The organism is Micromonospora sp. WMMA1996 (assembly GCF_002573675.1).
Lineage (GTDB): Bacteria > Actinomycetota > Actinomycetes > Mycobacteriales > Micromonosporaceae > Micromonospora > Micromonospora sediminicola.
The window spans coordinates 638,646-654,911 of sequence record NZ_PDHU01000001.1 but is presented as its reverse complement, the minus strand read 5'-3'; the positions used below and the strand labels follow the sequence as shown (position 1 = coordinate 654,911).

Annotated in this window: 16 protein-coding genes; 9 read left to right on the top strand and 7 right to left on the bottom strand. The window is 74.1% G+C overall.

The genetic code is table 11. The features are described from left to right. Window positions 1-116: 116 nt before the first annotated feature. Together COO58_RS03110 and COO58_RS03105 are read right to left on the bottom strand one after the other, a co-directional pair. Window positions 117-968: a putative RNA methyltransferase gene (locus COO58_RS03110; protein WP_098743741.1), complete on the bottom strand. Its 852-nt coding sequence runs from the start codon at window positions 966-968 to the stop codon at window positions 117-119. A 3-nt stretch (window positions 969-971) separates the two neighbouring features. Beyond that, a complete protein-coding gene (locus tag COO58_RS03105) occupies window positions 972-1,469 on the bottom strand; it encodes a MarR family winged helix-turn-helix transcriptional regulator (protein ID WP_091582388.1) in 498 nt (165 codons plus the stop codon). 56 nt (window positions 1,470-1,525) lie between these two features. Here COO58_RS03105 and COO58_RS03100 point away from each other — a divergent pair, with 56 nt between their 5' ends. The 4 genes from COO58_RS03100 to COO58_RS03085 are packed head-to-tail and all read left to right on the top strand — an operon-like array spanning window position 1,526 to window position 4,243. Beyond that, window positions 1,526-2,152, top strand: a complete 627-nt coding sequence (locus COO58_RS03100) for a YitT family protein (RefSeq protein ID WP_091582384.1) — start codon at window positions 1,526-1,528, stop codon at window positions 2,150-2,152. Further along, window positions 2,140-2,709 carry an NADPH-dependent FMN reductase gene (locus COO58_RS03095; protein ID WP_091582381.1) on the top strand — a complete coding sequence of 190 codons (570 nt, stop codon included), beginning with the start codon at window positions 2,140-2,142 and terminating at the stop codon, window positions 2,707-2,709. The genes COO58_RS03100 and COO58_RS03095 overlap by 13 nt, the downstream gene beginning before the upstream one ends. Beyond that, window positions 2,706-3,119, top strand: a complete 414-nt coding sequence (locus tag COO58_RS03090) for a PPOX class F420-dependent oxidoreductase (protein ID WP_091582376.1) — start codon at window positions 2,706-2,708, stop codon at window positions 3,117-3,119. Before COO58_RS03095 ends, COO58_RS03090 begins: the two co-directional genes overlap by 4 nt. A gap of 47 nt (window positions 3,120-3,166) precedes the next feature. Beyond that, on the top strand, window positions 3,167-4,243 hold the full coding sequence (locus COO58_RS03085; protein WP_091582371.1) for an adenosine deaminase: 1,077 nt from the start codon (window positions 3,167-3,169) through the stop codon (window positions 4,241-4,243). On the opposite strand, the gene COO58_RS03080 is transcribed toward COO58_RS03085, so the two are convergent. Beyond that, on the bottom strand, window positions 4,244-4,681 hold the full coding sequence (locus COO58_RS03080) for an ATP-binding protein (RefSeq protein WP_255292507.1): 438 nt from the start codon (window positions 4,679-4,681) through the stop codon (window positions 4,244-4,246). A gap of 360 nt (window positions 4,682-5,041) precedes the next feature. On the opposite strand from COO58_RS03080, the gene COO58_RS03075 reads away from it, so the two are divergent. From COO58_RS03075 to COO58_RS03060, 4 genes are all read left to right on the top strand, one after another. Beyond that, window positions 5,042-8,689: a nitrate- and nitrite sensing domain-containing protein gene (locus COO58_RS03075; RefSeq protein ID WP_098743738.1), complete on the top strand. Its 3,648-nt coding sequence runs from the start codon at window positions 5,042-5,044 to the stop codon at window positions 8,687-8,689. Beyond that, window positions 8,686-9,090: a roadblock/LC7 domain-containing protein gene (locus tag COO58_RS03070; protein ID WP_013283992.1), complete on the top strand. Its 405-nt coding sequence runs from the start codon at window positions 8,686-8,688 to the stop codon at window positions 9,088-9,090. Before COO58_RS03075 ends, COO58_RS03070 begins: the two co-directional genes overlap by 4 nt. Window positions 9,091-9,190: 100 nt before the next feature. Then, window positions 9,191-9,571, top strand: a complete 381-nt coding sequence (locus COO58_RS03065; RefSeq protein WP_013473970.1) for a DUF742 domain-containing protein — start codon at window positions 9,191-9,193, stop codon at window positions 9,569-9,571. A 1-nt stretch (window position 9,572) separates the two neighbouring features. Further along, a complete protein-coding gene (locus COO58_RS03060; RefSeq protein WP_091582358.1) occupies window positions 9,573-10,166 on the top strand; it encodes an ATP/GTP-binding protein in 594 nt (197 codons plus the stop codon). A 116-nt stretch (window positions 10,167-10,282) separates the two neighbouring features. On the opposite strand, the gene COO58_RS03055 is transcribed toward COO58_RS03060, so the two are convergent. The 3 genes from COO58_RS03055 to COO58_RS03045 form a co-directional block, all read right to left on the bottom strand. Then, window positions 10,283-11,503, bottom strand: coding sequence for an ABC transporter substrate-binding protein (locus COO58_RS03055; protein WP_098743736.1), 1,221 nt, complete (start codon window positions 11,501-11,503; stop codon window positions 10,283-10,285). 122 nt (window positions 11,504-11,625) lie between these two features. Further along, a complete protein-coding gene (locus COO58_RS03050; protein WP_091582350.1) occupies window positions 11,626-14,040 on the bottom strand; it encodes a transposase in 2,415 nt (804 codons plus the stop codon). Window positions 14,041-14,080: 40 nt separating this feature from the next. Further along, a complete protein-coding gene (locus COO58_RS03045; RefSeq protein ID WP_091582347.1) occupies window positions 14,081-15,070 on the bottom strand; it encodes a DNA primase in 990 nt (329 codons plus the stop codon). Between the two features lie 116 nt (window positions 15,071-15,186). Here COO58_RS03045 and COO58_RS03040 point away from each other — a divergent pair, with 116 nt between their 5' ends. Beyond that, window positions 15,187-15,528, top strand: coding sequence for a PadR family transcriptional regulator (locus tag COO58_RS03040; protein WP_091582343.1), 342 nt, complete (start codon window positions 15,187-15,189; stop codon window positions 15,526-15,528). A 6-nt stretch (window positions 15,529-15,534) separates the two neighbouring features. Here the strand turns inward: COO58_RS03040 and COO58_RS03035 are convergent, their stop codons facing one another. Then, a complete protein-coding gene (locus COO58_RS03035; RefSeq protein WP_091582340.1) occupies window positions 15,535-16,224 on the bottom strand; it encodes a permease prefix domain 1-containing protein in 690 nt (229 codons plus the stop codon). Between the last annotated feature and the right edge of the window lie 42 nt (window positions 16,225-16,266).

The following is a 16,266-nucleotide window of genomic DNA, read 5'->3' as shown; positions in this document are numbered from 1 at the left end:
GGCCGCCTCGGCGGCCCGACGGCTCGCGGCAACCGACGTGGCGGGCTCGGCTCTCGGCCGGGCCCGCCACGCGCTGTCCAGGGGCGACCAGGACGCGGATCAGGTCGAGGGTCGCGTCAGCGCGGCCGGTGCACGCCCAGCCGGACGGCGAGCGTGACCGGCGCCGGCTCGGGCAGCCCGGCGACCCGGGCGGCGAGCCGTCCCGGGTCGGCGTGCCAGGCGCTGGGTCCCATCCCCACCAGCGTGGTGACCGCGGCGCGGGTCAGCGCCAGCCGGGCCCGGTGCTCGGTGACGGATTCCTCGGCGAAGTGGCCGGCCAGGCTGCCGGCCACCCGGTCGGCCTTGTCGGGGTCCACCCGGAGCAGGTCGAGCGCGTCGACCAGCTCGGCCAGGTGGTCGACGGCGGGGGTGACCACCAGCAGCGCTCCGGCCGGGTCGAGCACCCGGTGGAACTCCGGACCGTTGCGCGGCGCGAAGACGTTCAGCAGCACGGCCACGGACCGGTCGGCCAGCGGTAACCGCTGCCAGGTGTCGGCCAACGCGGCGGCCGCGCGCGGATGGGCCCGGGCCGCGCGGCGCAGCGCCGGCTTGGAGACGTCCAGCGCCAGGCCGTGGGCGTCCGGCAGCGCCGCCAGCACCGCCGCGAGGTAGTGGCCGGTCCCCGCGCCGGCGTCCACCACCAGGGGGTACGGGTCGTCGGGCGCGACGCGCGTCGCGACGGAGGCCAGCGCGGTGGCGACGGTGTCGTAGTGCCCGGCGGCGAGGAAGTCGGACCGGGCGGAGACCATGTCGGCGCTGTCCCCGCTGTGCGGGGTGCGGCCGGCGAGCAGGTTGACGTAGCCCTGCCGGGCGGTGTCGAAGCTGTGCCCGCGCGGGCAACGCAGCGCGCGGGTGGTGCCGGCGGTGGCCTCGGCCAGCGGCTCGGCGCAGACCGGGCAGCGCAGCCGGCCCAGGATCCGGTGGTCCACGGCTCAGCCCGCCGCTTCCGCGCGTCGACCGGCGCCGTCGCCGGGTCGGCCGGCGAGACGGTCGACCACCCGCTGGCTGAGTGTGCCGAGCGCCGCCAGCTCGGCCGGGGTGAGCAGGTCGATCAGGTGGCGGCGGACGGCGGCCACGTGCCCCGGCGCGGCGGCCTCGACGGCCCGCCGGCCGGCCGGGGTGAGGGTCACCACCGAGCCGCGCCCGTCGGTGGCGCACTCCTCCCGGACGACCAGGCCGCGTTGCTGCATCCGGGAGATGTGGTGGGAGAGCCGGCTGCGGGACCAGAGCATCCGGTCGGCCAGCTCGCTGAGCCGCATCCGCTGGTCGGGGGTCTCGGAGAGGTCGCTCAGCACGTCGTAGTCCGGCTCGGAGAGGCCGGCGTCCTGCATCAGCTCACGGGCCAGCTCCAGGTCGAGCAGCCGGCGCATCCGCCGGTAGCCCCGCCACGCGCGGTCCTCCCGCTCGTCGAGCCAGCGCGGTTCGTCCATGCCCCGATCCTAACGGTTGGTTGACATGTCACCAACATGCCGCCTAGGTTGATGACATGTCAACGAAAATGTCGGCCCGGGTGGTCCGGCTGCTCGCCGGCCTGACCCTGTTCGGCGTCAGCGTCGCGCTGATGGTCCGCGCCGACCTCGGCCTCGCGTCCTGGGATGTGCTGCACCAGGGCCTCGCCGCCCGCACCGGCCTGCCGATGGGCCTGCTGGTCAACGGCGTGGCGCTGCTGGTGCTGCTGCTGTGGATCCCGTTGCGGCAGCGCCCCGGCATCGGCACGGTGGCGAACGTCGCCCTGGTCGGGCTGGCCCTCGACGCGACGCTGGCCCTGGTCCCCCCGCTCGACCCGCTCGCCGGTCGGATCGGGCTGCTGGTCGCGGGCATCCTGCTCAACGGTCTCGCCACCGCGCTCTACCTGGGCGCCCGCCTCGGTCCCGGTCCGCGCGACGGGCTGATGACCGGCCTGGCCGCCCGCGGCCTCCCGCTCGGCCCGGTACGCACCCTGATCGAGGTGACCGTGCTGGCGGTCGGTTGGCTGCTCGGCGGGGCCGTCGGTCCCGGCACCCTGCTCTACGCGGTCGGCATCGGTCCGATCGTCGCCTGGCTCGTTCCCCGACTCACCGTGCCGGCCCCGGCCGCCATCCCGACAGGAGTGACCCCACCATGCCCCGCCTGAACGTGATCGTCGCCAGCACCCGCCCCGGTCGGGTCGGACGCCGCATCGGTGACTGGTTCACCGCCGCCGCCGTCCGCCACGGCGGCTTCGACGAGGTGCGCCTCGTCGACCTGGCCGAGGTCGGACTGCCCTTCCACGACGAGCCGCACCATCCGTCGGAGCGGGTCTACCTGCACGAGCACACCCGTACGTGGAGCGCCACCACCGATGCCGCGGACGCCTTCGTCCTGGTGATGCCGGAGTACAACCACGGCTTCAGCGCGCCGCTCAAGAACGCGATCGACTACCTCTACCACGAGTGGCAGCACAAGCCGGTGGGCTTCGTCAGCTACGGGATGACCTCCGGGGGCCTGCGCGCGGTGCAGATGATCAAGCAGGTGGTGACGACCTTGAACATGACGCCGGTCAACGACGCGGTGGTCGTCTTCCTGCGGCAGGCGCTGGACGAGTCAGGTGAGCTGCGCGCCGACCCGGGCCGGGACGAGGCCGCCGCGCTGATGCTCGACCGGCTCGTCCGGCTGGCCGCCGCGCTCGCGCCGCTGCGGGTGACCGCATGAGCGCCCGGCTCTGGGAGCTGTTCGGCGAGCACGGGCGCGGGGTGCTGGCCACCCTCCGCCGGGACGGACGCCCGCAGCTGTCCAACCTCGACTATCTGGCCGAGCCGGGCCTGATCCGTTGCTCCACCACGGCCGACCGGGCGAAGGTGCGCAACCTGCGCCGGGACCCCCGGGCCAGCTTCCACGTGACCACCGCCGACGGCGGGGCGTACGCGGTGGCCGAGGGCACGGTGACGCTCACCCCGCCGGCCGCCGCGACCGACGACGCGACGGTCGACGAGTTGGTCGAGGTCTACCGGCGGATCCGCGGCGAGCACCCGGACTGGGCGGACTACCGGGCCGCCATGGTGGCCGACGGCCGCCTGGTCCTGCGCCTGACCGTCGAACGGGTCTACGGCTGGCGTCCCTGAAGCCGGTCCGGTGCCGGACCGGCACCGCCGGTGACTAGGGTCTGAGCATGGTCGCAATCTCGTACGAGGACATCGTCAAGGTCCCCAAGGCGCTGCTGCACGATCACCTCGACGGCGGCCTGCGGCCCGCGACGATCGTCGAGCTGGCCGCCGAGGCCGGCCACGAACTGCCCACCACCGACCCGGAGGCGCTGGGACGCTGGTTCTCCGAGGCGGCGAACTCCGGCTCGCTGGAGCGCTACCTGGAGACGTTCGCACACACCGTCGCGGTCATGCAGACCGCGCCCGCGCTGCGTCGGGTCGCCCGGGAGTGCGCGCTGGACCTGGCCGCCGACGGCGTCGTCTACGCCGAGGTGCGGTTCGCGCCCGAGCAGCACCTGGAGCAGAACCTCACCCTCGACGAGGTGGTCGACGCGGTGGTCACCGGGTTCCGGGAGGGCAGCGCGCTGGCCGCCGAGGCGGGCACGCCGATCCGGATCGGCACGCTGCTCACCGCGATGCGGCACGCGGCCCGCTCGCAGGAGATCGCCGAGCTGGCGGTGCGGCACCGCGACACCGGGGTGGTCGGCTTCGACATCGCCGGCGCCGAGGCCGGCTTCCCGCCCACCCGGCACCTGGACGCGTTCGAGTACCTCCAGCGGGAGAACTTCCACTTCACCATCCACGCCGGCGAGGCGTTCGGCCTGCCGTCGATCTGGCAGGCGATCCAGTGGTGCGGGGCGGACCGGCTGGGCCACGGCGTGCGCATCGTGGACGACATCACCCCCGGCAACCCGCCGGTGCTGGGCCGGCTGGCGGCGTACGTGCGGGACAAGCGGATCCCGCTGGAGCTGTGCCCGTCGTCGAACGTGCAGACCGGTGCGGCGGCGTCGATCGCCGACCACCCGATCGGGCTGCTGCGCGACCTGCGCTTCCGGGTGACGGTGAACACCGACAACCGGCTGATGAGCGGCACCTCGATGTCGCGGGAGATGGCGCTGCTGGTGGACGCCTTCGGCTACGGCTGGAAGGAACTCCAGTGGTTCACCATCAACGCGATGAAGAGCGCGTTCATCCCGTTCGACGAGCGGCTGCGGATCATCGACGAGGTGATCAAGCCGGCGTACGCCAAGCTGATCGGCTGATCACCGGCGGCGCGGGTGGCCGGCGAGCAGGGCGGCCACCCCGCGCAGCACCTGCCGGGCGCGGGCGGCCTCGGCGCCCAGGCCGGTCTGCCGGCGCAGCACGGCCGGCTCGGTCCGCAGCAGCGTGATCCCGCGCCGGACCAGCACGCGGGGGGCTTTGCGCTGCTCGGCGAGATCGCGGGCGAGCCGGCGCAGGAAGGTCGCGCCTCGCGGGCGCCGCAGCGCGTACGCCCCGGCGAGCAGCCCCCGGCGCCGGCACTCGGCGACGATCTCGGCGGCGAAGATCCCTTCGGCGACGAAAATTGGCGATCCGTCGACGTCGAATGGCCGGGTGGCCACCCGCCGGTCCGCGCCGATCGCATAAACCGGCACTTCGGCCTTGCCCTCCCGGGCCAGTCGGGCAATGGTTTCCACCGCCGTGCCCGCGTCCCAGGACAAGGGGGACTCCCAGTCCACCTGTCCGTTTCGGCGTGGACACGTAGGGTCATCGCCGTCCTTGTAGAAGTCGTCCAGACACAGCACCGGAAGTCCGGTTCGCTGGGCTATGTACGACTTTCCCGAGCCGGAGGGCCCGGCGAGCAGGACGACGCGATGCGGGTGTTCCATTACCTTCAGTGACTCCGGCCAGACGGATTGCTATCAAATTGCATCAACATCTCATCACACCTCCGGCGAGGGACAACCTGGGCTTTCTCTTTGGGAGGCGGCGTGATGGAATCTCGGAGGTCCGACCCGCCGGGTCGGTCGCTCGGCGTTGCCCTCAGGTGACGTCGGACGCGGTTTTGCGAGGGCGGTGACGTGAGCAAACGGCCAACGACGGCGGGTTCCTTCCTGTCGCGGCTGCGCCGGCCGGCGAGTCGGCTGCGCGACATGCCGATCTGGTCCAAGCTCGGTCTGATCATGATCGTGCCGACCATCGCCACGGTCGTGGTGGGCACCAGCGGTCTGGTCGACCACCTGGAGACGCTCAACAATGCCAACCGGGCCGGCGACCTCGCCAGCCTGATCGGCTACTCGGGTGACCTGGCCGACACGATGCAGGACGAGCGGGTCGGTTCGGTGCTCTTCCTCGGAGCGAAGGAACTCCAGACCCGGGCGCAGTACCAGGAGGCCTACAACCGGGCCAACCAGCGGGTGGACCAGGCCAAGGGCCCCTACCTGCGCCAGCGGGGCGAGATCGACGACCTGCCGCGCAACTTCGAGGCCCGGCTGGACGAGATCGACGACCAGCTCAAGGACCTGCCGGCCACCCGCAGCCAGGTGCTGAACGGCAAGCTCAAGATCGACGAGGCGGAGAAGGCGTACGAGCGCCTGATCAACGATCTGCTCTCGATCCGTGACTCGGCCACCCAGCTCGCCGGTGACAACGACCTGAGCGACCGGATGCGCGCCGCCGCCGCGGTCGCCCGGCAGAAGGAATACCTGGCCCAGCGCCGGGTGGTCGTGCACCAGGCACTCACCCAGGGGCAGTACAGCCCCGCGCTGCGCGAGCAGTTCATCGCCAGCGGCACCGCCCAGGCGCAGGCCCTCGCGACGTTCCGGTCGGTGGCCACCCCGGCCGACGCCGAGTTCTTCGACCAGACGGTCGAGGGACCCGACCTGCGTAAGGCCGACAACCTCACCGGCTTCATGTCGGCGAACAACAGCGGCTCGATGAAGAACGCGCCGTTCGGGCCGGACCAGTGGGACCAGGCGATGGTCGGCAACGCCAAGCTGATCCGCACGGTCGAGTCCCGGCTCGACGGCAACGTGGTCCGGCAGGCCGACGAGCTGCGGTCGGACACGCAGCGCCAGGTGTTCCTCGAGACCGGCCTGCTGCTCACCATGCTGCTGCTGGCCATCCTCTTCGCCTACCTGGTCGCCCGGTCGATGGCCCGCTCGCTGCGCGACCTGCGTCAGGGTGCCCTCTCGGTGGCCCAGTACGGCCTGCCGCAGGCGGTGGCCCGGCTGCGCGACCCGCAGGTGACCGGTCAGCTCTCCCCGGTGCAGCTGGCCAACCAGATCGCCGAACCGCTGCCGGTCCGCAGCAAGGACGAGTTCGGTCAGGTGACCGAGGCGTTCAACGCCGTCCACCTGGAGGCGGTCCGCACCGCGGCCGAGCAGGCCGCCCTGCGCGCCTCCGTCGCGACCATGTTCGTCAACCTGGCCCGCCGCTCGCAGATCCTGGTCGACCGGCTGATCGGCCACCTCGACCGGCTGGAGCGCGGCGAAGAGGACCCGGACCGGCTGGCCGAGCTGTTCCAGCTCGACCACCTGGCCACCCGGATGCGCCGCAACGACGAGAACCTGCTGGTCCTCGCCGGTGCGGACTCCACCCGTGTGCAGCGCGAGCCGGCCGCCCTGATCGACGTGCTCCGCGCCGCCCAGTCCGAGGTCGAGCACTACACCCGGATCGAGTTCGGGGTCATCGACCGCGACATCGAGGTCGCCGCGCACGCGGTCAACGACCTGGTGCACCTGGTCGCCGAGCTGTTCGACAACGCCACCGCCTTCTCGCCGCCGGACTCGAGCGTCATGGTCGAGGCCCGTCGGGTCGGCGACCGCGCCTCGCTCTACGTGGAGGACCGCGGCATCGGGATCAGCTCCGAGCAGCTGCGCGACCTGAACGAGCGGCTCGCCACGCCGCCGCAGGTGGACGTGGCGGTCTCCCGGATGATGGGCCTGGTCGTGGTCGCCCGGCTGGCGTCCCGGCACGGCGTCAAGGTCGAGCTGCGGCCCGCCGCCGACCGGGGCACCGTCGCCGACGTCACGATGCCCACCTCGGTCCTGGTGCCGCGCGCCCTCGCCGGTCGTGGGATGCCGGCCCCGGCGCTGCCCGCCGCCGGCCCGCAGCAGGGCGGCCCCACGCCGGCCTTCGGCGCCCTGGCCGCGCTCGGCAACGGCCCGCACACCCCGCCCCCCGCGCCGCACCCCGGCGCCTCCGGCAACCAGGTCACGCTCGGCGGGCGTTCCTTCGACCCGGGCCACCGCAACGGCTCCGGCACCCCGGCCAACGCCGGCGGCGGTCGTGCCATGCCGGCCTGGTCCGACCTCACCGGCGCCAACGCCGGTGGCGGCGACGGCTACGCCCCGCGGGCCGCCAACGGCCAGCCGGTCGACCCGCTGCCCCAGCGGCGCAACCCGGCCGAGGGCGACCCGGCCACGACCGGTCAGCAGCCGGCCATCCCGCGGCAGCTGCCCAGCAGCCCGGAGGCGCGGCCCTACAACCCGCCGCCGGTGTCGGCCCCGCCGGTCCCACCGGTGTCGGCCCCGCCGCTGCCGCCGGTCTCCGGCGCGCCGGTCTCGGGCAACCCGTACGCGAACAACCCGTACCCGGGCCGTCCCGTCTCGGCCGCTCCGGTCTCCGGTCACCCGGTCTCCGGCGACCCGTACCAGGGCCGTCCGGTGTCGGCCGCGCCGGTCTCCGGCTACCCGGTCTCGGGTCACCCCGTCTCGGCCGCGCCGGTCTCCGGCCAGCCGACCGCGGGCTACCCGGTCTCCGCCCCGCCGACCGACCAGTTGCCGTCGCGTCCGGTCCCGTCGACGTCCGCTCCGCACGTGGGCGCCCCGCCGGTCTGGCCGCCGGTCGCCCCGGCGACCCCGGCGCCGGCCCCCGCCATGCCGGAGCGGCTGCCCGCCGGCATGGACATGACCACGGAGTTGCCGCGGGTCCCGCGTACGGAGACGCCGTCGATGGCGCCGCAGCAGCCCGCCACCCCGCCGGCGGCCCCTCAGCCGGCGGCCGCCCAACCGGCGTCGGCCCCCGCACCGCGCCAGGCCGCGCCGCAGCAGCCCGGCAACCGTCAGCGGTACGCGGACGAGACGATGGAGCTGCCGATCTTCCGGGAGCTCGAGTCGGCCTGGTTCCGCACCCGCCGGCCCGGGCCCAACGAGGAGGCGGCGGCCCCGGCCGGGCCGGCCAACGGCGCCGCGACCCAGCAGTTCGCCAAGGTGGACACCGCCGGCCGGGCCGTGCCGCAGACCACACCCGCAACGACAGGTAACACACCGATGGCACACACTCCGACGGCCGGCGGAGCCCCGCGTGACAACGGCACGGCGAACGGCAACGCCCGTCCGGCGTACGCCGGTGGGCTGCCCACCCGGCAGCCGGCGTCGCCGCAGCAGCCCTCGCCGTGGCAGACCGCGGCCGACGACGGTTGGCGGGCCGCCTCGGCCGCCACCGAGGTGCCGGTGGAGGAGACCACGCAGAAGGGTCTGCCGAAGCGGACGCCGATGGCGCAGCTCGTGCCGGGCAGCATCGACAAGCCGTCGCCGTCGTCGCAGCGGCGGACGCCGGAGGGTGTCCGCGGTCTGCTCTCGGCCTACCATCGGGGCGTGCAGCGGGGGCGGAACACGACCGACAGCAACACGACCGGCCCGGAGGGCACTCCGGGCGGGCAGCAGTCCTCGCAGTCTGGCTCAGGCCCGGTGGCCGGGAGCGGGCAGAAGGAGCAACAAGGATGACTACTACGCAGGATCTCGGATGGCTGCTCGCCAACTTCGCCGACCGGGTGCCCGGTGTGGCGCACGCGGTCGCGGTCTCGGCCGACGGCCTGCTTCTCGCCTCGTCCCGTGACCTCCCGCGGGACCGCGCCGACCAGCTCGCGGCGATCGCGTCCGGCCTGGTCAGCCTGACCCAGGGCGCGGCGCGCTGCTTCGAGGGCGGAGCGGTGCTGCAGACAGTCGTCGAGATGGACAACGGCTTCCTGTTCCTGATGTCCATCTCGGACGGCTCGTCGTTCGCGGTGCTCGCGGCGCGTAGCTGCGACGTTGGTCAGGTCGGGTACGAGATGGCCCTGCTCGTGGACCGGGTGGGCGACGCCCTGACGCCGCAGCCGCGTACGGCTGTGGGGATGATGGGCTGAATGACGCGCTGGCCGGTGGGTCAGGAGCGGGAACAACTACGACAGCGACGGATGCCACCGGGGCGAGCCGGTGCCGGGTGCGAGGGAGGTGAGCGGCGACATGGCGGATCGTGACGAGCCGACGGGAGCGTTGGTCCGGCCGTACGCCGTTACCCGTGGTCGTACCCGTCCCCGGCTCGACATCGCCCTGGAGGCGCTCGTCGAGACGACGGTGCGCGGCCGAGCGGTTGCCACTGGCAATGGTGGTGGCCACGGTCGTGAACACCAGTACATAGCCGCGTTGTGTGACGGACGCGTGCAGTCGCTTGCCGAGATCGCGGCGCGGATGCAGCTTCCGCTCGGCGTGGCCCGGGTGCTCATCGCCGACATGGCGACGGACGGCCTGGTCGCGGTCCACGAGCCGACCATTCTGGACGACTCTGACGACGCGGTGGGCACTGAACTGCTGGAGAGGGTGCTGAGTGGACTTCGCAGGCTCTGACATGTCGCACCGGCCGCCGGTCCCGAGCGGGCGCGTGACGTCGGCGAAGATCGTTATCGCCGGTGGATTCGGCGTCGGCAAGACGACGCTGGTCGGTTCGGTCTCGGAGATCACGCCGCTGACCACCGAGGCGATCATGACCTCCGCCGGCGTGGGCGTCGACGACACCCGGCAGGTGCCGGGCAAGACGACGACCACGGTGGCGATGGACTTCGGTCGTATCTCGATCGACCGTGACCTGATCCTGTACCTCTTCGGTACGCCGGGTCAGACGCGGTTCTGGTTCATGTGGGACGAGTTGGTCCGGGGCGCGATCGGCGCGGTGGTGCTGGTCGACACCCGTCGACTCGCCGACTGCTTCGCCGCGATCGACTTCTTCGAGCACCGGCGGTTGCCGTACCTGATCGCCATCAACTGCTTCGACGGCATGCAGTACCACGATCCGCAGGACGTGCGGGACGCGCTCGCGATCTCCCGCGACGTGCCGGTGGTGCCGTGCGACGCCCGTAACCGGGAGTCGACGAAGCACGTGCTGATCTCGCTGGTCGAGTACGTGCTCACCATGCGGCGCTCGCGGGCCGTCGCGCCCGCCTGACCGACACGCGGAAGCGCCCGGCGGCCATGGGCCACCGGGCGCTTCCTGCCGTCCGTGGTCGAATGCGGTACGCGGTCGCCCGGTGACCGCCCCGCGGGACGGTCACCGGACGACGGTCAGGCGTACCGGGTCCAGCTGCCCTGGGAGACCAGGTAGACGCCGAGCGAGTCGGCCTCCATGCCACCGTGCCGGCCCTCGGTGAAGGCGTAGCCGCCGGCGATGCCCTCGGCCATCTGGGTCTGGAGGAACGCCCGCAACCGGCCCCGGTCGAGGCTCGTCGCCTTCCGCGCCGACGCGGCCAGGAGTTGGAGCGCGTCCGACGCGTACGGGGCGAAGGCGACCGAGGTGCCGTGCCGCTGGGTGTAACGCCGGTCGAAGTCCTGGCGGGCCACCTGCGCGGTGCTGGTGGCGGTCAGGGGGGAGCCGCCCAGGCACGCCGGGTGCACGGCGTACGCCCCCTCCACCGCTGTCGCGTTGGCGCCGCTCACGGTGTCGTCGGCGACCGCCCCGGCGTCGAAGAAGAGCGGGCCGCGGTGACCGGCGCGCCGCAGCTCCCGCGCCGCGTCACCGGAGTCGGGCGCGGTGCCCCAGACGATGACCCCGTCCGGCTCGCCGGCGGCGGCGCGCTCGGCGGCGGACCGGAAGTTCCGTCCGGTCTCCGGCAGCCGTACCGTCCGGACCAGGTCCACCCTGCTGTTGTCGAGCGCGTCCCGCACCGCCCGCACGCCCGAGTCGCCGTGGGGTCCGTCCGCCGCGAGCAGGACCACCCGGCGGATCCGCTGTGATTCGAGCAGGTCCGCCAGCCGGCGGGCCATGTCGGTGCCGTCCGGGGTGAGCTTAAAGCTGAACGTACGCTCCTGGAGCGGGAGCACGATGCGGTCCCCGTAGCCCAGGGACAGGTAGGGCGTCTTGAGCCGCTGGGCCGCCGCCGCGAGGGCCGCGGCGGTCTCACCGAGAACGCCACCGACCAGTGCCTGCGCTCCGGCGCGCGTCAGCTCGGCGGCCTGTCGGGCGGCGACCTCCGGGCTGCCGCCGTTGTCCCGGATGTCCAACCGGATCGACCGGAGCAGGGTGCCGACCTGGATGCCGGTCCGGTTCAGCGACTCCGCCGTGATCTCCAGCGCCCGGCGTTGGAACACGCCGAGCGTCGCGCCGCGTCCGCTCAGCTCCAGGCTCGCGCCGGCGAACAGGTCCTGGTCGCCCGGTGCGCTGCTGGTCCCGCCGTCACCCGGGCGCTGCCCCTGCGGCCCGCAGCCGGCCAGCAGCAGGCTGCCGGCCGCGGCGGCGAGAACGCCCCGACGGGTGAGCACGGTGGAGTCGAATGCCGGTGTCGCCAATGGAGTCGCCTTCCCACCCCGGCGAACAGGCGCCGCCGCTGGTCCGCCGGGTATGTTCCCGGCCGGCCGGACCCGGCGTCAAATCGTCCGGGTGTGGGTAGGAACACGCCGAGGCGTGGTGGTCAGGACCGGTATCCCGCTGAGCGGTATTCGTATTCCCGCTCGTCGTCGCGGTCGCCGGTGTCCCGGCTGAAGTCCCAGCCGCCGGCCGCCTCGCGGCCCGGCCGACCGCCGACCGCGAAGCCACCGATCTCCTGACCGCGACGCCAACCCCGGAAGTAGCCCGTGGTGTTCTCGGCGAGGCTGGCCGCGTTGCGGACGATCCGCAGTGGACGCTCCTCGCGCAGCGGCGAGCCCGGCACCAGGTTGGCCTGGGGGACCCGCTTCGGCAGGCCCGCCTTGGTCTCCGAGCCCACCGACGGGCGGGCGGCCTGCTCGGCGGCCTGCCACCCGGTGTCCGCGGTGCTCGACCACTCCAGGTCCGCCTCGTCGCCGTGCCCGACGAACCAGGCCGACTTGGCCTGCGCGAAGATCAGCAGGTCACCGTCGCCCTCGTCCGACACCGGCGGCGGCCGGTGCTCCTTGGGCGCGGGACGCCGCTCCAACGGCGGGGGCAGCTCGGCGCGGGGTGCCCGACGCGCGGCGTCGGCCGGGTCGACCAGCCGCAGCGGGGGCGTGTCGAGGCCCGGGTCGGTCGGCTGGTCCAGCTCGTTGCGCAGCGCCCGGTCGGCGAGCGGCGGCGGCTCCACCAGGCGCAGCATCGGCGGCTCCTGGGGCAGGTCGTCGGCGAGCCACGGCGGGGTGACCCGTCCCGGGTCGCTCGGCGCGTCCACGCTCCGCCCGTACGGGTAGGCGGGTGCCTCCCGCTCCCGGTCGTTCTGGTCGTCGCCAGTGTTGACCAGCGGCCAGTTGGCGCGGGAGCCCGGCGGGGCGGGTTCCGGCGCGGAGGGGCGCGGGCTCGGCACCGGAACGCTCAGGTCGGTGGCGCTGAACCCGCCGGTCGGCGGCTCCTGGTTGGTCTTGGGGCGCGGCGGGATCACCGTGCGCTGGCGCTCGGCCCGCGCCTTGTTGATCGCGGCGGTGGTCAGCGTCGGGCGGAACGGCTCGCCGGCGTCGGCGGGCGGCACGGCGCCGCGCTGGGACGGGGCGATCGGCGTGATGCCGGGCGGCGGCGGGGGCGGAGCGGAGATCGGTCGGTTCGTCGGACCGTCCACCCGCGACGGCAGGGGTGCGCCGGTCGGCTCGGGGCGGCTCGGGGGAGCCGACATCGGCCGACCCAGCGCCGCCGCCGGGGCGACCGGGGTCGGTGCGACCGGCGGCGGAGCCACCGGCGCGGGCGCGACCGGCGGCGGGCCGAGCGGTCGGGGCGACGGCGGTGCGGCCGGACCGGAGACGGGCTCCGGGCGGCTGCGCCGGCCACCGGGCACGGGCTCGGGGCGGGCTCGGCGACCACCCGGCTCGACGGTGTCGGGGGCCGGCTCGGGGCGGACCCGCCGGAGGGCGTGCTCGACGGTCGGCTCAGGTTCGGCCGGGCGCACCGGACGCAGCCCGGTCGACACGGTCGGGGTCAGTTCGTCCACCTGCTCGCCCCGGCGGGCGGCGGCCCGGCGGCCGGCCACCGGCGCGGGGGCGGCCCGCTCGGCCAGCGCACCCACCAGCGCGTCGCAGCCGGCGTCGCAGGCCCGGACCGACGCGACGGCCTGTCGCACCGTCTCGGCGACGGCGGCGGTGAGCGATCGGTTGACAGTGGCCCGCCGGGGCGTCTCGGAGATGGCGACGCGCAGCGCGGTCACGGCCTCGTCGATCCGGTCGGCGTCGGCCAGGCCGTCGGCGGCCAGCTGCGCAGTCACCGCGTCGGCGGCCACGCCGGCGTCGCGGCCGCGACCGGACGCGCCGGTCAGCATGCCCGGCTCGGGCAGCGCGTCGAGCACGGCCAGGGCGACCGGCTCGGCGGGATCCGGGTACGCGCGCAGCGCCGCCGGATAGAGCTCGCGGAGGACCTCGCGCAGCGTCACCGCGGCCGAGTGCCGCCCGCTGGCCAGTGCCGCGTGCGCGGCCAGAACCTGCTTGTAGCCGGCGAGGTCGCGCGGCGCCGGGAGGGTCACCGCGGACAGCGCGCCCGCCTGCAGGGCCCGGGCCAGCCCGACCGCCCGGCGCTCGACCGGGGAGGACTGCATCTCCTCGAGGGAGTCGTCGTCGGCGAAGCGCTCGGCGAAGTCGTCGACCGAGTCGTCGTCGGCGATCGCCAGCGGCCGGCCGGCGGCACTGAGCAGCGAGGTGACGGTGTGGTCGTCGGAGTCGGCGGCGATCGCCACCCCACTCGGCCCACCGGACCGCTCCACCAGCAGCGCGACCAGCCGGGCGTAGCCGGCGGGCTCGTCACCGATCTCACAGACGTGCAGCAGACGGCCTGCGTCGTCGACCACAGCGGACGTCAGCGTCGTTCCGGCCGAAGCCGTTCGGTCGGCCGGATCTGCCGAGGCCAGACCGCAGTACACGCGCACGAGCGCCACGGCGTCGTCCTCCTCCCGGGACACAGGTCTTGTTCTGCCAGAGACTGATGCTCCCCGCTCCGGGTCAGTCGCGCCAGTCCACAACAGCAGAGATCTTGCCGACAATGGTGCGCCAACCCAAACTTGCGGTTTGTGCCCCGATTTTCTTCAGCCGGCGCCGACCCAGGAAACCACCGATTCCGCCATTGACAGAAGCGCGCAGCGCCTCGTCCAGATCGTCCAGGCTGGAGCCGGCGGAGAGCATGTCGAGCACGGCCGGTAGCCGCAGGGCGTACGACAGGTCACGGGCGATCTCACCGGCTTCGATCAGCAGCGCGGGATCCCAGGCGTCGTGACCGCCGCGAAGGTTCTCCACCACCAGGTCGAGTTCGTAGGTGTCCTCGTCCAGCGGGGCGATGTCGGCCGGTTCCAGCCGTTCGGACAGTTCATTCCAGCTGTCCAGTTGGGACAGGTCGTTGGGCGCACCGGAACGGATGAAAGTGACAAGCGACTCGGGGGTCTTGAACAGCAGCAGCCGGCCCTTGTGGCTGAGGAAGACCGGCACCTCCTCGTCGCCCGCGTCGTCCTCGTCGTCCTCGGCCTCGGCCTCCTCGGCCTCGTCGTCGTCCGTCTCGGCCCCGGCGTCGCCGGTCTTGCCCCGGCGACGTCCCCCGGCGCGGCCGCCGTCCTTCTCCTCGTCCTCGTCGTCCTTCTCGGCGGAGAGGGCGGCGAACTCCTCGTCGAGGATCACCACCTCCTCGTCCTCCTCGGTCTCGACGACCTGACGGCGGGCCAGGAACGGGTCGTCCTCGTCGCGCTCGGCGACGTCGGTCGGGGTCAGCTCGCGCGCCGTCCGGTAGGCCCGGAGCGTGAAGCCGGTGCCGGCGGGAAGGGCGATCTCCACCGGGTCGATCCGCACCTCGTCCCAGAGCGTGCGGTCCGCCGCCGGGCGGTCGACCTCGACCTCGTCTGCTGCGGCCGACGCGTCGGTCTCGTCGAGCTCGGGCTCGTCGGCGTCGGGCCGTTGGGGCGACTGGCGGGCCACGCTGACCTCCGTGTGCGTTCGGTTGCCCACCCGACGGCGTCGCGCCGCCGAGTGACTCTGCGCACATACCCTAGTGGGCGACCGGTTCCGACCGGGAGCCGCACCCCGGTGGCGTCCCGCGCGCCTGACAAGTAGGCTCGCTACACATGAAGGCGCAGGCGCTGCACGGACACCTGGACGCGCTGCTGCTGGCCGTGCTGGAGCGGGGCTCCCTGCACGGCTACGCGATCATCGAGGCGCTGCGGGCCCGCAGCGGAGGCACCCTCGACCTGCCCACCGGCACGATCTATCCGGCGCTGCGCCGACTGGAGCGGGCCGGGCTGGTGGACAGCACGTGGAGCACCGTCAACGGCCGGGAACGACGCACCTACCAGCTCACCGATGCCGGCGGCCGGGCGCTCGCCGGGGAACGCGCGGGCTGGCGCGAGTTCAGCGCCACCGTCGGCCGGTTCCTCGGCGCCGACGAGCCGCCGACCGCGCCGGCCTGACCGGGGTCACCCGGCCGGCCGCGGGACGCGGTTGCTGAGCAGCCACCACCGCGCCGCCCGGGCCAGGGCGAACCAGGCGGCCGAGACCACCACCGCGCCGACGATCATCGGGGGCCAGGTCAGCGCGGCGTCCCAGAGGCGCACCGACCAGCCGAACAGGGCGCCCCCGGCGAGCGCGCCGAGCAGCAGCCCACCGGTCAGCCCGAAGCCGACCGCGCGGGCCGACCGGACCAGCCGCGGCGAGCCCCGCCGGGCGGCCAGCGCGCCGAGCAGCAGCCCCAGCAGGGCCAGCCCGGCGACCACCGCCCAGATGCCGTTCAACGCGGCGGAGAGCAGCAGGTAGCCCGACGGCGGCCGGGGCCCGGCGCTCCAGCTCGACCCCCGCCAGGTCAGGTCGCCGGCGGACATGAGCACCACCGCCACCGCCAGCGTGCGCAGGGCCAACCCGCGCAGCGCCCCGGCGGCCAGCTCGGCCTGGTAGCCGGGCACGAGCTGGGCGGCGCTGCCGAACTCGGCCACCGCCCGCCGCTCGGCCTCCGCCCGCGGCAGACCCCCCTCCCGGTACGCCTCGACGGCGTCCTCCAGCGCGTGCCGCGCCTCGGTCAGCAGGTCGGCCTTGAGCCGGGTCGGCCCGTGCAGCCGCCCGGACAACTCGCGCAGCCGGCCCTCGACCCCTGCCCCCTGATCCACCCGCATGGCACCAGCCTGCCACCGGCGGGCGCGGGTGGCGTCGGGGAA